Source organism: Streptomyces sp. NPDC002640, assembly GCF_053592575.1.
In genome coordinates, this window is record NZ_JBSFVZ010000039.1 from 1 (window position 1) to 13,318 (window position 13,318).

Annotated in this window: 15 protein-coding genes and 2 pseudogenes; 4 read left to right on the forward strand and 13 right to left on the reverse strand. The window is 69.3% G+C overall.

What is annotated here, in order from left to right; all coding sequences use genetic code 11:
* Positions 1 to 42 precede the first annotated feature (42 nt).
* The 3 genes from ACWD3O_RS32750 to ACWD3O_RS32760 form a co-directional block, all read right to left on the reverse strand.
* Positions 43 to 342, reverse strand: coding sequence for a hypothetical protein (locus ACWD3O_RS32750; protein WP_451418384.1), 300 nt, complete (start codon positions 340 to 342; stop codon positions 43 to 45).
* Entirely contained in the window at positions 342 to 575 is a 234-nt protein-coding gene (locus ACWD3O_RS32755; protein WP_451418385.1) for a hypothetical protein, read from the reverse strand. The genes ACWD3O_RS32750 and ACWD3O_RS32755 overlap by 1 nt, the downstream gene beginning before the upstream one ends.
* 89 nt (positions 576 to 664) lie before the next feature.
* Positions 665 to 934 carry a hypothetical protein gene (locus ACWD3O_RS32760; RefSeq protein ID WP_451418386.1) on the reverse strand — a complete coding sequence of 90 codons (270 nt, stop codon included), beginning with the start codon at positions 932 to 934 and terminating at the stop codon, positions 665 to 667.
* 261 nt (positions 935 to 1,195) lie between these two features.
* On the opposite strand from ACWD3O_RS32760, the gene ACWD3O_RS32765 reads away from it, so the two are divergent.
* Positions 1,196 to 1,594, forward strand: coding sequence for a hypothetical protein (locus tag ACWD3O_RS32765; RefSeq protein WP_451418387.1), 399 nt, complete (start codon positions 1,196 to 1,198; stop codon positions 1,592 to 1,594).
* A gap of 335 nt (positions 1,595 to 1,929) precedes the next feature.
* Here ACWD3O_RS32765 and ACWD3O_RS32770 read toward each other — a convergent pair whose 3' ends face one another.
* From ACWD3O_RS32770 to tap, 6 genes and pseudogenes are all read right to left on the reverse strand, one after another.
* Positions 1,930 to 2,709, reverse strand: coding sequence for a hypothetical protein (locus ACWD3O_RS32770; protein WP_451418388.1), 780 nt, complete (start codon positions 2,707 to 2,709; stop codon positions 1,930 to 1,932).
* A gap of 105 nt (positions 2,710 to 2,814) precedes the next feature.
* A complete protein-coding gene (gene tpg, locus ACWD3O_RS32775; RefSeq protein WP_451418426.1) occupies positions 2,815 to 3,246 on the reverse strand; it encodes a telomere-protecting terminal protein Tpg in 432 nt (143 codons plus the stop codon).
* A 9-nt stretch (positions 3,247 to 3,255) separates the two neighbouring features.
* Positions 3,256 to 3,408, reverse strand: a complete 153-nt coding sequence (locus tag ACWD3O_RS32780; RefSeq protein ID WP_451418389.1) for a hypothetical protein — start codon at positions 3,406 to 3,408, stop codon at positions 3,256 to 3,258.
* Positions 3,409 to 3,821: 413 nt separating this feature from the next.
* Positions 3,822 to 4,550 (reverse strand): hypothetical protein, encoded by a 729-nt coding sequence (locus tag ACWD3O_RS32785; protein ID WP_451418390.1) that lies wholly within the window; start codon positions 4,548 to 4,550, stop codon positions 3,822 to 3,824.
* A gap of 286 nt (positions 4,551 to 4,836) precedes the next feature.
* Positions 4,837 to 5,388 (reverse strand): annotated as a pseudogene (tpg, locus tag ACWD3O_RS32790) (telomere-protecting terminal protein Tpg).
* A 78-nt stretch (positions 5,389 to 5,466) separates the two neighbouring features.
* On the reverse strand, positions 5,467 to 7,638 hold the full coding sequence (tap, locus tag ACWD3O_RS32795) for a telomere-associated protein Tap (RefSeq protein WP_451418391.1): 2,172 nt from the start codon (positions 7,636 to 7,638) through the stop codon (positions 5,467 to 5,469).
* Positions 7,639 to 7,881: 243 nt separating this feature from the next.
* Here tap and ACWD3O_RS32800 point away from each other — a divergent pair, with 243 nt between their 5' ends.
* Entirely contained in the window at positions 7,882 to 8,823 is a 942-nt protein-coding gene (locus ACWD3O_RS32800; RefSeq protein ID WP_451418392.1) for a hypothetical protein, read from the forward strand.
* Positions 8,824 to 9,376: 553 nt separating this feature from the next.
* Here the strand turns inward: ACWD3O_RS32800 and ACWD3O_RS32805 are convergent.
* Positions 9,377 to 9,880 (reverse strand): hypothetical protein, encoded by a 504-nt coding sequence (locus ACWD3O_RS32805; RefSeq protein ID WP_451418393.1) that lies wholly within the window; start codon positions 9,878 to 9,880, stop codon positions 9,377 to 9,379.
* A 226-nt stretch (positions 9,881 to 10,106) separates the two neighbouring features.
* Positions 10,107 to 10,708, reverse strand: a pseudogene (locus tag ACWD3O_RS32810) (telomere-associated protein Tap); the annotation flags it as partial.
* Here ACWD3O_RS32810 and ACWD3O_RS32815 point away from each other — a divergent pair.
* Both ACWD3O_RS32815 and ACWD3O_RS32820 read left to right on the forward strand, forming a co-directional pair.
* Positions 10,691 to 10,924 (forward strand): hypothetical protein, encoded by a 234-nt coding sequence (locus ACWD3O_RS32815; RefSeq protein WP_451418427.1) that lies wholly within the window; start codon positions 10,691 to 10,693, stop codon positions 10,922 to 10,924. The pseudogene ACWD3O_RS32810 and the gene ACWD3O_RS32815 overlap by 18 nt on opposite strands.
* A 179-nt stretch (positions 10,925 to 11,103) precedes the next feature.
* Positions 11,104 to 11,616 (forward strand): hypothetical protein, encoded by a 513-nt coding sequence (locus ACWD3O_RS32820; RefSeq protein ID WP_451418394.1) that lies wholly within the window; start codon positions 11,104 to 11,106, stop codon positions 11,614 to 11,616.
* A 214-nt stretch (positions 11,617 to 11,830) separates the two neighbouring features.
* Here ACWD3O_RS32820 and ACWD3O_RS32825 read toward each other — a convergent pair whose 3' ends face one another.
* Both ACWD3O_RS32825 and ACWD3O_RS32830 read right to left on the reverse strand, forming a co-directional pair.
* Positions 11,831 to 12,220, reverse strand: a complete 390-nt coding sequence (locus ACWD3O_RS32825; protein WP_451418395.1) for a hypothetical protein — start codon at positions 12,218 to 12,220, stop codon at positions 11,831 to 11,833.
* Positions 12,221 to 12,234: 14 nt separating this feature from the next.
* Entirely contained in the window at positions 12,235 to 12,972 is a 738-nt protein-coding gene (locus ACWD3O_RS32830) for a helix-turn-helix domain-containing protein (protein WP_451418396.1), read from the reverse strand.
* Positions 12,973 to 13,318 lie beyond the last annotated feature (346 nt).

A 13,318-nucleotide genomic window follows, 5' to 3' on the forward strand; every position in this document is an offset into this window, starting at 1 on the left:
ACTCCGTCACCCTATTTGAAGCGGGACCGTGGCTAACGTCCCTCACACAGCAGCGACGCCCTGAGCTGCAACGACGCCAAACAAACCCGAGATAATCCCGGTGCGCAGCGCCGTGACCCAGTACAGGAGGCGTACGCGCTCGATGTCGTCGGTGTACTGGCGCAGCTGTGGGCCGGTGGAGTCGCCGGGCAGCGGGTCGCCGATGTCGGGGTCGACGGAGACGACGACCAGGGCGCGGTCCAGGGCGTGGATCTCCGCCTCGCTGGTGATGTTCTCCAGCTGCTTGGCGGCCGCGTCGGAGAAGGCGATCCGGGCGCGGCGTCGGCCGTGTGGGGCGGGCATCAGGCGACGGCCGGGCGCTGGCGTGCGAGCCGGGCGAGGTGAGTCTCGCGCAGTTCTTCCCACGGGGTGCAGTCCTCTACCGAGGGGAGGCCGTTGGTGGCGATGTCCTCAAGGACGGCGGCGAGCTGGTCGGCGCTCTCACGGGTCTTGGCCGCGTACGCGCGGACCGCGTCGGCGGCCGCAGGTTCCAGTTGCTGCCGGGCGGGGGCGGCGGGGGCCGGCTGTTCGCTCATCAAGGGCTCCAGGGCGCAATAACTGGCGGGACTCACCACGGTATCGCTGGGTCGGGCCGCTGGACCCCGATACGGGCTGTCCTGTGCCGTTAGCGCCCGTGTTCCCCGTTGCCCGTGCCCAGCTCGGGGTCGTCGGCCATGGCACGCAGCATCGCGGCGGTCTGGGCATCGGTGGGCACGGCACCGGCGGCTCGGCGGCGCGCGTCATCGGCAAGACCGAGCTCGGCTTCGAGCGCGAGCATCGCAGCTGGCAGGTCGGTGGAGGGCGTGCCGTCGGGGTTGTGGCCGAGGCAGAGGAGCGGCTCCGGCAGGACACCGCAGCGGGAACAGCGCAGATCGTCGGGAACGGGCTCGGACAACGCGCCTCCATGACCTGCAGAAATCGACCTCGCTGACACTAACTCGCGGGCTTCGGACTCCGGGGACAAACGGTCAAGTCCCCACGTGGTCTGCGGGGCAGGGAAGCCGGCCCCGGATTGGACCTTCCCATGTCCTGTGTCATCGATCCTTGACCGATTGCCACTGAAGTTGGACCACTGCACGGTTCGTGCCATCGAACCTTGACCGCCCTGGTCAGGGCCTCACGAGGCGGTGTCAGCCTCCTGTTGGATGATCCGATCATGCTGATTGCGACCAACGAGCGCGGCCACGTGGTGAAGCGCGCCACCAAGCCCGCCATCGGAACGATGCTGGCCAACCTGCGGCAGGGCAACGCCCACATGGTCGTAGAGCGGGTGGACGCGGAACGGCCTGGCAGCTGGTACATCCAGGTCTTGCTGCGCGAGAACAACACCTACCAGCTCGAATACCGGGACGGCGTGGCCGAGCAGCACTTCCAGACCATGACCGTTTCCCAGGAGAAGGTCCTCGCGGCGCTGCTCGGCTGGGCTGCCGCGAAGCCGGGCTGGCAGGAAAGCCTCATGTGGAACAACATCGGCGAGCAGTTCAGCTCCAGCGGCCATGCAGCGCCGGAGCCGTCCGACGGTACGAAGCAGCCGGCCGACCCCGGAGCAGTTTGACCAGGGCGGTCAGGGTCCGATGGCACGAACCGTGCAGTGGTCCAACTTCAGTGGCAATCGGTCAAGGATCGATGACACAGGACAGCCCGGATGGGAGCGGAGAGTGATCGCCGGGGAAGGGTGCCGGGCGGGGTGTCACGTTGTCACGTTGTCACGCCAATCGGCCCGCGGACGAGGGCTCAGAGCACTTCCGACAGCCGAAACGCTCCCAATCCGGACATTCGGCGGGTGCTGTCGCGTGCTGATCCGGCGGGCGTGACAGTGGACGTGACACCAAGCGTGACACCCCGGTAGTTACGTGCGGTGAGCGTGACAGGTGGCGAAGCCCAGGTGCCTCACTCGCCCGCTTCCGCCAGGCGGGCGGGCGCGAGGCTGCGCTCCAGCCAGGCGGCGAGCGCGCCGGTGGCCTCCGGGTCGGCCTGGGCGAGACGCCCGGCGAACTCCAAGTCTCCGTCGACGGCCGGGGCGCCGGTGCGGGCGAGCACGGTGAGCAGGGCCGCGTGGGCCCGCACTGTCTCGGGCAGCGAGCCGGCGGCGGCCGTGCGCGCTGCCGGGTCGGCGTAGTGGCCGCAGCGGTCGGCGAAGGCCTGCGCCAGCCAGCCGTCGACCACCGGGTGGTAGTCGCCCCGGTGGACCAGGACGTCGCGGACGGCCTCGTCTCCCGGCCTCGTCTCTACGGTCCGGTCGAGTCGGCCGGCTCGCACGTGCGCGGCGAGTTCGTCGGCGCGGGCGGCGAGCTGCTGCTGCTCCTGGAGGCGTTGCTGCTCGGCTTCCGCTGCTTGCTGGTCGGCGGCGAGCTCGTCCTGGACGACCGTGTCGGCGTGCGGGTCGTAGACGCCGCCGGCGGCGGCGAGCAGCTGCGTGATGCGCTGCCACTCGGCGACTTCGGCTGGGCCGCGTTCGTCGTCGGCCAGGTCCTCGCGGTCGCGGTCCATGTGCTGCTGCAGCCGGGCGTCATCGAGCGCGGCCGCGGCCTCGGTGACGGTCATCCCGGCGGCGCGGCGGCGCACCGCCCGGCGGCCGACCTTCGCCTGGCCGACCGGCTGGCGGGGCGCGGCCGCGCCGGGCGTCGGGGGGAAGCGCCGGCGGCGGGACGGGGGAACAGGGGTGCTCATGGAGTCTCCCAAAATGTCGTGGGAAAAGGGGAAGACGTATCCGGCTGCCGGGCGGATGCACGGCAGCCGGATACAGGTTTTACAGCACCCGTGCATTCCATGTTGCTAAAAGCTGATGTCGAGCCATTCCACGTCTGTGAAAGTCACCTCCAGGTGTGCATGGGAAGGGCTGCAAATCCGGAAATAGGCGTCCGCGATGGCCTCAGCGACCAGCTTGTGCAGAGTGCTGTCTGTCGCTCCGGACTCCTGCGCGGCGAGGATCGCGGCCGCGTGGGAGGGCGAGACAACGACGGTGACGTCCCGTACCTGCTCCGCATCGGAGGTGCCTTCAGGGCCGAACCCGAAGCACGCGCGGCACGATATGACCCTCCCCTGGGATGTGGCCGCACGCTGCCTCGCCTGTGCTCTGACCTGCGGCTGCCACTCCGACTCGGTCTCCTGCACCAGCGCTTCTCGCAGGCGCTTGGTCGGCTTGCTGGACGCGCCGGAGAGGTAACGCTGCACCGTCTTGCGGGAGACGCCCAAGCGCTCCGCCAGGCTTTTGGTCTATCCCTTCTCCCGCTTGCGAAGGAATTTCATCTGGGCCCGCGGTGACTTCGGCGCGGGCCGGGTGAACAGGGCCCGCTCCGCACGGGCGAGTCCCTCCATGAACTTGGAGCGCGTGTTGGCCGCCTGCGCCGCCATCTCTTCGTCAGTCATGGAAGCAGTCCACCGCCGCGGGCCTGTGGACAGAGGCGACCGGCGACGGGGCGCTCCTTCGGCTGGTCTCCACTCCTGCGGTGACGTGCCCTGGTGGGTGCCGATGCCGGGCCAGCCGACGAGTGCTGGCGGAGCGCCCAGACACGTGCCTAGCGCGGTCCCTGGCGCAATCCGTCAAACGAAGCGATCAGTCACACGGGTGTGACTGATCGCTTCAGCTGGTGGGTGAGCGCATAGGCTGGCGGGATGAGCGCTGCGGATGGCGGGGTCGGATCGGCATGCCTGTTCATCAGCGGGTATTGAATCGACGGCGGCAGCAGTGGAGAGCTGGCGCGGGATACCGTCCACCGCAGGCGCCCGGCGTGGCGTGCACGCAGGCGTAGGGAGCGTCTGGCGGCCGGAATGCCGGGCATTCACCCTTCGGTCATCTGAGTGCCGCGGAGTGCGGCGACGACAAAGCCCACCGCGGAGCCCAGCAGGAGCAGTGTCAGCACGCCCCAGCTCACGGGAATCGACCACATCGGCCAGTCGGCGGCTGCCTGCACCCACAGGGCGACAATGCCTGCGGCGCCTATCCCGAGGCCGTGCCACCGCACGGCGGCTGCGGCAACCACGTGCCGCCGGCTGCGGCGGCCGAGCAGCCCCCACAGGCCGCCGATGAAGGCCACTGCACCGAACGATATGCAGCTGATCGCCCCGCCGAGCCGGTCCGCCGGCCATCCCACGGGCCCGTGGGATGTTTGCTGCCGCCGCCCGTCGGCGTCCCGGACCTCGATGACATCCCCGTACCAGATCAGGCCGACGACCTTGTCATCCGGCTCCATCTCCGACACCACCGGATCGGTGTTGCGAAACGTCACGTGCCACGGCCTGCCACTGGGCAACACCAGCTCCGCCTCCGGCGACTTGCCCTTCTTACCGCGGTGCAGCGCGGCCTTGCGGACGGTGAAGTCCTGCTTCCGCAGACAGGCCGACACATCGACCGGCGCGGAGGCGCAGTCCGACGCAGCCCGGAACGCCCGCTCCCTCTCCAGCGCCCCTCGAACATCGCTGGCCATTGCCATCCCGAGGCCGGCCACCAGCAGGGCGACCAGCATCCAGACCACCGCACGCAGCGCCGACTTCCAAGCGGCCTCAGCCATCCTTGTCCCCCCGCAATGCACCCAGATTCATCACACAGCACCCGTGACGTGCGCGTTTCACCCTCGACTCCGAGAGGGACACAGTATCCACCAGGCGAAGCAGGCAGGTAACGCGGACAGTCGGCAGAGCAGCCAGGCCTCACGGTGCCGATTCCCGGCAACCGCTGCGGGGCAGGTCGGCCAGCCATCAGCGTCCTGACAGCCATCCCGCAAGCGACACCGCGCAGACCCGCCAACTGAAGTGCTCAGTCACACCGTGGCCCAGGCGTTTTTCAGCGCGGGACGTCTACAGCTCGATCTGGATGTGCTCCACGTCGGTGAACTGCACGCCGAGGCCGTGGGCCCGGGTGTTGTTGTTGTGGAAGTACATCTGGGCGAGGCCCTCGGCGGCGATCTGCTGGAGCTGGGGCTCGGTGGCGCCCTGCTCCGGGCGGTGAACAGGCGGTCCGCGAACACCGGGGGCAGGGCCTGGGTGATGTCGCGGACGCGGGCGTCGTCGGTGGTGCCCGGCGCCGCGGTGAACCCGAACCGGGCGCGGGTGGAGACGACCGGGCCGCCGGTGGAGGCCGCCCTCTTCATCGCCATGGCCCGCACCTGGGGCTGCCAGCGCTTCTTGACCTCGCGCTCCAGGCGGCCGCGCAGGTCCTGGCGGGGCCGCTTGAGCTTGCCCGCGGTACCGCTCCACGGTGCGCTGGGAGACGCCGAGGGCCTGGGCTGCGGCCTTGGTGCCCTTGAGCTGCTTGACGAGGTACTTCATCTGCGCCTGGGCGCTCTTGGGAGCGGGGCGGGTGAACGCCGACTCCAGTGCGCGGTCCAGGCTGTCCCCGATCGATTCCATCATCGTGGACTACTCCCCTTCCCCGGCGCTCTTGTCGGTCTTGATGAGGTTGGCGATGTTGAAGACGCCGCCGTGCTCCTAGAACTGCTGCTCCGCCCACAGGACGGTCTGGGTGCCCTGGTGCTTGACCATGCCGGGCGAGACGCCGAGCCGGAACGAGCCGGGGGCGGGCTTGCCCTCCGGGGTGTGCGGGAGGAAGTCGAGCGGGGACGGGCCGGGCGAGGGGTAGACGAGGGCGTCGGTGCCGATCGCGACCGGGTAGACGCCGGCGGTGGCGGCGGTCTTCAGCATCTTGCGGTGCATGCTGATCCGGACCGAGGACAGGACGGCGGCCCGGATGTCGGGGCGCCACGTCGGGCGCTCTAGGGCCGGCCACGGCTCGTAGTACGGCACCTGGCCCCGGTTACGCTGGCGCAGCTTGCCGATCCCGCCCTTCGCCGTGGCCTTGATCGCCTTCAGCACCAGGGCCAGGGCCGGGTCGACGTCCTTGGCGCGGGCCATCGCGTCCAGGAACTCCTGGCCGCCCATCGCGGTGGTGACGCCGAGGTCGGCCATCGTGGTCACGTACGCCTCGCGCAGCCGCTTGTACCAGGGGTCCAGGTAGCGGCCGGTCCGGGTGCGCACGTACGCCTCGAGGGGCGCGACGTCGAAACCGAGCTCCACCGCGTAGGCGACGGTCGGGGTGGCGTACCAGGCCGGGCCGGTCGGGCGCTCGCCGGTCGGCGTGAACGGCGACGGGAGCCGGTCGGCGTCGACGGTGCTGCCGAAGACGCTGGCGAGGTCGACGTGGGAGAGATCGACCAGCCACGAGCCGGGCAGCGCCGGGTCGAACGCCGGGTTCGTCAGGTGGGTGGGGCCGTTCAGTCCGACGATGAGGCCGTTCGCGGCCGCGGCGAACGCCATGTTGACGTCGATCGCGACCAGGTAGGGCTGCATGCACTCGTCGTCGGTCAGCGGCCGGCACCAGTTGTAGGGCTCCTCCATCAACATCTCGGCCGGGGTGCGCTGGTGGTGCCGCTCGAACTTCCCCTTCAGGATCGGGTGCTCGTCCGGGACCTCGCACTCCACCACCTCGTACACCGCGGTGAGGGCGTCGTCGTTGAACGCCTGCCGGAACTCGCCGGTGGCCTCGTCCTTCTGCGCCCGGGTCGGCGGGCGCAGCGCCGTCATCAGCTCCAGGCCGGTGACTGCGGTGGTGCCGCGGGGCGTCATCACCCGGTCCGCGTAGGTGCCGAGGAAGCGGGCGAGGTCGGCCGCGTCCATGGCAGGCAACTGCGGGTTGTTCTTGTTGTCCCACTCGTCGACAGGCAGGGCGCCCCAGGCCGGGATGCACAGCTGCACGCACCGGCGCCTCGAGCCCTCCGGGTCGCGGTAGACGCGGGCCCACGCGCCGAAGCCGCGCTGGATGAGCTGCTGCCCGGCCTTGGCAATCTGCTTGAGCACCTTGTGGCCGGCCGCGATCCGTCCGGCCCGACGCTCCTCCGGCGACAGCTCGGCAGGCAGGCCGTAGCGTTCCAGCGCGGCCGCGGTCAGGACGAGGACGGGGTCGGCGTCCTTGCCGTAGCGGTGCAGGCGGGCCTGCCCGAGGTGTGCCTCCTCGATCGCCCAGTCGACCAGCGCGGGCAGGGTCTTGGCGGGCACGTTCAGGATCAGGCCGCCGACGCAGTACGCCGACACCTGCCCGTCCTCGCAGTCGATGACCGCGAGCGGCCCGTTCTCGAAACGCGGGTCGGTGTCGCCCGCCGAGGTGCCGGCGGGGGCCGCCGCCTTCGCGCCCGGGCGGCGCGACGTCGACGACGTCCTGGTGGTGGGCGCCGGACGCGGCGCGGCCGCCGGTGCGGCAGGGGCTGCAGCAGGGTCTGGTGTCTGGGTGTTCTCGGTGGCAGGCGTGCCCGCGGCCTTGGTCGCCCGGCCCTCGGACGGAGTCTGCGTTTCCGCCAAGGCGGGCGCTGTGGTGAACGTGGCCGGTACCGCGGCGTCAGGGGCGGGCGTGGTCGTGTCGGCCGGGGTGGCGGGGTAGAGCTCCGCGAGCTTGTTCAGCAGCCGGGCGTAGGCGTCTCGTTCGGGCGGGCGGGGCTCGGTCTTGCCGTTCTCCCAGCCGGACACCGTGGCCCTGCGCACCTTCAGCGCGGTGGCCACCTCGTCGATCGTCAGGCCGTGCGCGGCGCGCAGCCGCTTGCGCTCCGTCGGCGGCGGCAGTGCGGCGCGGGAGGCAACCAGCGCGTCGACCGCGTCGAACAACTCGGACATGGAACACCTCCTGGCGGCACCCTACCCCGTATTGCGTACGTTCTGCGTACGTATTGCGCTCAAAAGCCGTACGGTTGGCGGTTGTGCGGCGCGTGCGTCGTTCCAGCCGGTGAAGGCTGAAAGTCGCCGCTTTGGGTGTGTTCTTCGCGGGGGAGGTATGGGCGGGTCACGCACTCGGAGTAACTAGGGGGTCACAGCGTGAGATGGGGCGGGTCGGATTGGAGAGAGTCGTTCGAAAACGTGATGGAAGAGCTGGGGGAGGTGAAGGGGCAACTCGCGCGGCTGGATGATCCGACGGTAGGCCTGACCGCGCTGCACGGTGAGCTCACGCAGAGCCGGCTGAAGATTCTGGAGCAGGTCCAGGGGGGCGTCACCGGGCTGCGGGAGGAGAACCGCGAGGTGCGCCGGCGGCAGGACCGGATGATCAATGACCTGCACGAAACGCGGGGAGAACTGCGGCAACTCCTGGACCACCTCCAGGCCCTGCGCACCGCGGCCTCGACCAGCGCGACGGTCGGCGGGCCAGGCGAGGGTGAGCAGGAGGGCCCGCGCGAGACCGTACCGCCGGCCGAGGCCGGGACCGCGACCGGCGTGACCGCCGACCCTGCCGACATTCAGCCGCCCGTCGCATCCGACACCTACGCCCAGGGGGAAACCATGGAGAACGGCGAACACCGGCCGCAGCACGAGACCGCCGAGACCGGGAAGCGGGACCTCAACCTGAAGAACGCCATCGAGGCCGCCTACCGTGGCACCGACGCTGTTGCCGGCCAGCCTCCCGTGGCCGCGCCGCAGGCACCCGCCGGCGCAGAGGACCCGCGGATCGCTCACGGCGTCCTGCTGCTGAAGGCCGCCGGGGTCGCCTCCGCCGAACTGATCGCGCACCGCGACACCTGGGAATGGCTCACCGCCCGGGCCGTCGGCCACGGCCACTTCCGCACCCCGCCCGCCGTCGAAGACTTCAAGGAAGGCCGCGTCCGGACCGTCCTGTCCGGGTGCTCCCTCATCGCCCTGCTGATCGAACTGTGGAACACCCGCGACAACGCCAGCCCGCTCCAGGGCGACTGGGCCCTGGCCATCACCACCTACAACCGCATCGCGGACGAACTCACCGAGGTCACCGGCCAGGGCCAGACCATCCGCATCGTCCTGGACGACGGACTCCCCCACGACGCTGCGGACTGACCAGCCCCACCGTCGAAGGTAGCGTGGTAGCCGTGGCCGTCGGCGGACCGATCTGCCGACGGCCTCCTGGCAGTCGTGGCCTCCTTCCCGGCCTTGCGCGCCGCGCGGGCCCGGGCGCCGGATGGCAGCCTCGTCGCCGCGGCCTGACAGCCGCCGCGCGCCAGCCGCTCACCCGCGCCACCGCCCCGCTCCTGCACTGCTCCGGCCAGGAGTCGTCACCACACTGAGCAGCTGCTGACCGCTCTGTCCGACGTGGAGGAGCACCGCGCTTCTGGAGGAGAAGCTCAAGGCGCTCAGCCGGGCCGTCAGCGCGGCCACCGCCCGGACGTCCGGGCGGCCTTTCTTGTGTCTGCACCCTGGTCGTACGGAAGGCGGACCGTCATGACGCGTTCCCGGGCCGGGAGGAAACCGGAGTGCACCGACCTTCACAAAGAATGCACCACCTTGCTTGCAACATGATGCACTGCAGACGACCGAATGAAGTAAACTCGGTTACACGGCAATCCATTATTTAATTCGCGACGACGTTTGACTGCAACTTCGCATAATGCCATCATGTTGAAGTTGAAGTTGGAGTTGAAGTTGAAGCCGCGAAATCTTCGCCTCCGTATAGGGATTCGTAGCGAACCTCAATATGCAGTCGACGTAGGACCAAGTCTCCGAAGTCGCCGTTTCCGTATCGGTCAAATGGGGCGAGTTTCAACAGGTAGACACTCTGACCAGGCAGCAGCACCACCCCTGCGCGTAATGCATATTTCTGCACCCCGTTGGGAGATGGCCCGATGACCTGCTCCCACGTCGATCTCCTCCACTGACCAAGAGAAGCGCCGTCCAAGTAGGCCATCGACTCAATGACGACCGCCGGACCGAGGCCGGCATTGGTCAATTCTATTCCGGCGACGCCTTCGACCCCGTCCCGGATTCTCCGCAACTGTAATAGTGGACGAATTGAATGTTTATAATGGCGAAGGTTGAGCCTCGTCTGCATGACGGACACGTACAGAGATCCCAGAGCGATGAACGTGGCGGCCGTGGCTATCACTGTTTCGGCCTTCACTGAACCCCCGGTTCTTCCTTCTGAGCGACGCATACTAGAGGGGCATGCCCTTGAGGACTGGTCATCTAACCAAGGGTCAAAACTGTCGTTCGTCTTCAGCCCGGCCCGGACACCGAAATGCGGCCCGAACCGCGGCAACAAGTTCGTCGCCCGTCGATGCTGTAGGCCAGGCCGGCCGCAGGCACCGTGCGCCTCCGGTGTCGGATCACCGGTCAGCGGATCCATGCCCCGCTGAGGACATGACGAGTGCCGAGGCGTCGCGGAGCCGCTGGTGCCAGCTGTCCAGGTAGCGGCCGTTGTCGTACCGGACCCACGCCTCGAGCGACGTACCTCGTAGCCGAGCTCCACCGCGTACGCCACCGTCGGGGTGGCGTACCAGGCCGGCCCTTCGGGGCGCTCAACCTTGAGCGTGAACGGGGAGGGCAGCAGATTGCCGTCGACCAGCCAGGAGCTGGGCAGCTTCGGATCGAACGCGGGGTTCGTGACGTGCGTCGCCTCGCCGAGGCCGATGGTCAGGCCGTTGGCGCCGGCGGCGAAGGCCATGTTGACGTCGATGCCGACGAGGTGGCGCAGCGTGCACTCGGCTTCGGTCATCGGCCGTGCCCAGTCGTACGCCTCCTCGAACAGCTACTCCGCCGGGCCGTGCACGTGGAACCACGGCAGATCCTTGAGCACCGGGTGCCCGTCGGGGACCTCGCACGGCGGCCAGTTCATCGGGTAGATCGGGTCCTTGCCCAGCGAGCCGAGTGTCTTGGTCTCGCCCTGCCGCAGGACGCCGGTCTCCTCGTCGCGCACGGCGTGGGTCGGTGGGTGCAGCGCCCGCTGGAGGCCGACTGGGCGCTGGCCATCACCGCCTACAACCGCATCGCGGACGAACTCGCCGAGGTCACCGGGCAGGGCCAGACCATCCGCATCGTCCTGGACGACGGCTCCCCCACGAAGGCAGCGACTGACCAGTCCTGCAGCATGCAGGAGCGGCTGCCGGCGCATCGATCCGTCGGCAGCCGCTCCTGCTCGCGGAAAGCGCGAGGGCCGCCCGGGTGACCGGGCGGCCCTCGCTTCACGTCTGAACCCTGGCGGTATGGCCTGCCCGCTTTCGAGGGCTACCAGGGATATTTCCAGGATCTTGGCCGCCCAGCCTACCTCTCGGCGTCCGGTGAGGGAGTGGAGCCCGCAGCAACGGCGGAGTCGTCGACGACAGCCAGGGGAGCTTCCGCCGGCGGGTGTCCGATCTGCACGCGGTCGACGACCGGAGCGAGCGCGTTGTACATCCGCCGCGCCAGCGGTGCGTCGTCACGCTCGGCGTCAAGGCCACCGTGGGCGTCGTAATCGAGCTTGCGGAGGTACTCCACGAGCTGCGGCCCGGTCAGAGTGACCTCGATCAGGCCGCGCTTGCCCTGTGCCCCCTCCAGCTTGCGAGGCTTGACACCGTCGAACGTATCGTCGTCACGCCGGTCCCGGCCGCTCTCTCGGGTCCGGTCCCACATGTCTTCCGTGCAGGTGATCTTGATCTCGGCGAGACCGGCAGCCTTGTCGAGCCGTTTGGTGTGCTCGGGGGCGAGGAGGTCTCCAGTGCGTCACAGGCCGTCGAAGCCAGCACCAGGATGCTCAGGAGGACAGCGACGCCGGTTGCACGGCAAGCACGGCGGGGAATGAGTTGTTGGGGCACCGACCGATTTTCCTGGCGCGTCACGCCGGTCCAGGCCGGGAAATGGCATGATCACCCGATCAGGTGATCTCCAGGCAATAGGGCAACGGCCGCTGGCCCGGTGATCCGGAAGCCTCTGCAGAAGACCCTCCGGGTGGTCCCGGCAGCGAAGATCATGGCGGAGCCCACCTTCGGCTGCTGGGTGAACCTGCTGGACAAGGGCGGCACCCGCGGCGAGGGGCGAGGGCGTGCGCCTGCCGCAGCCCCGGTAGCGGTGCACACGCCCGACCTGCTCTTCGCCTTCAGCACCCGACGCGGCGTGCCCTGCGAGCGGCAGCCAGCAGCGCGGTGACGGCCGCGGTGTCGGCACCGGTGACCGTGGCGATCTTGTCGATGCTCAGCTGCAGGTCGTCATGGAGGAGAGCGGCGTCCTCGGCCGGGGTTAGGACGCCGCGTCCGCTGCGCCGGGCCACGGTCCGGGTGAGGTGGCCCCACGCCCAGGCGGAAGGGCGCGGGGCGGTGACGATGGTGGCCCAGTCCCGGGCGACGAGGCTGAACAGGTGGCAGACGCTGATCCGGGCCTCCTCCGGAGGGAGACGGGCTGCCGCGTAGGCGTGGTAGACCGGGTGGTGGAGGTCGTAGAAGGCGTAGAAGGAGATGGTGAGCAGGGCAGCAGGCGCGCGGTGCTTCACGGGATGCCCCTCCTTCAGGTGTCGGTGGCGGACTGGGCGCGGCGCCACAGCGGCCGGGCGGTTTCCGGCAGCGCCTGGAGGGCCGCGGTGAGCTGGGCGACGACGGGCCAGCCCGGGACGCCGGGGCCGTCGAACGCCTGGCGGAGGTCCTCGAGGGTGATGCTGTCCTGCGCGGAGGCGAGGATCGTCTGCTCGGACGGCCAGCCGTTCGCGTAGCGGAGCGCCTTGAGGTAGGTGCGGAGGTAGCCGACGCGGTCGTCGGAGTCGGCGGGAGGCACGCCGGCGGCGACTTGCCACAGAGGCTTCATCAGCTGTTCGTCCCCGTCGCAGACTTCGCAGATGACCCGCACGTGCCGCCAGGAGGCGAAGCGCTCCCCGGACAGCATGCGGGAGACGTAGGAGTCGTCGACTTCCAGCGCCTGGGCGATCTCGCGCTGGCGGCGGCCGGAGCCGTTCTTCATACGGGTGAGAGCGCTGGCCATCCGCTGGGCGGGCAGACGCTGGAAGGCCGGGGCGTTGGCGTCGGCGCTCTTGCCGGGCGACGGCCCGCTGCGGGTGCGCCGCGGGCGGGACCGCTTGACCAGTTGCTCGTCGACGGCCTGGGGGACGTACTTCTTGCGCAGCCGGTCCTCGCTGAGGTCCAAGATCGGCGCCAGCGCCTTGAGCGGCTCGCCGCGGGAGCGCTGGCGGACCACGAGAGCCGCCTTCGCCTCCTCGATGAGGTCTTCGAGCTCGACGAGCCGGTGCGCCAATTCGGTCGGCGAGCGCTACAAGTCGATCAGAGGTTGGCAATGAGCGAACAAGCAGCGAAGCTCTCGGGTCCGTGTCAGGGGTGCGGTGACCCCTGCACGGGGTGGGCGGTGCAACTGACCAGGGACAACCGGCTTCGTTGGGAGGTGGAGTGGGCTTGCGATTCCTGCGGGATTTCACATGATGGAGACTGGGGACCAGCACCTGCAGAGGTCCGCAGTCAGATTCTGGCCCAGCATGGCCCTTACTGTGTGCGGTTGATGGACGGCAACTACCGAGGGGGGGCGGTCTTGAAGGCATTTCGCGGCGCACTGAATCTCTCCATTCGAGAGTCTCAAGTTGCCGCGC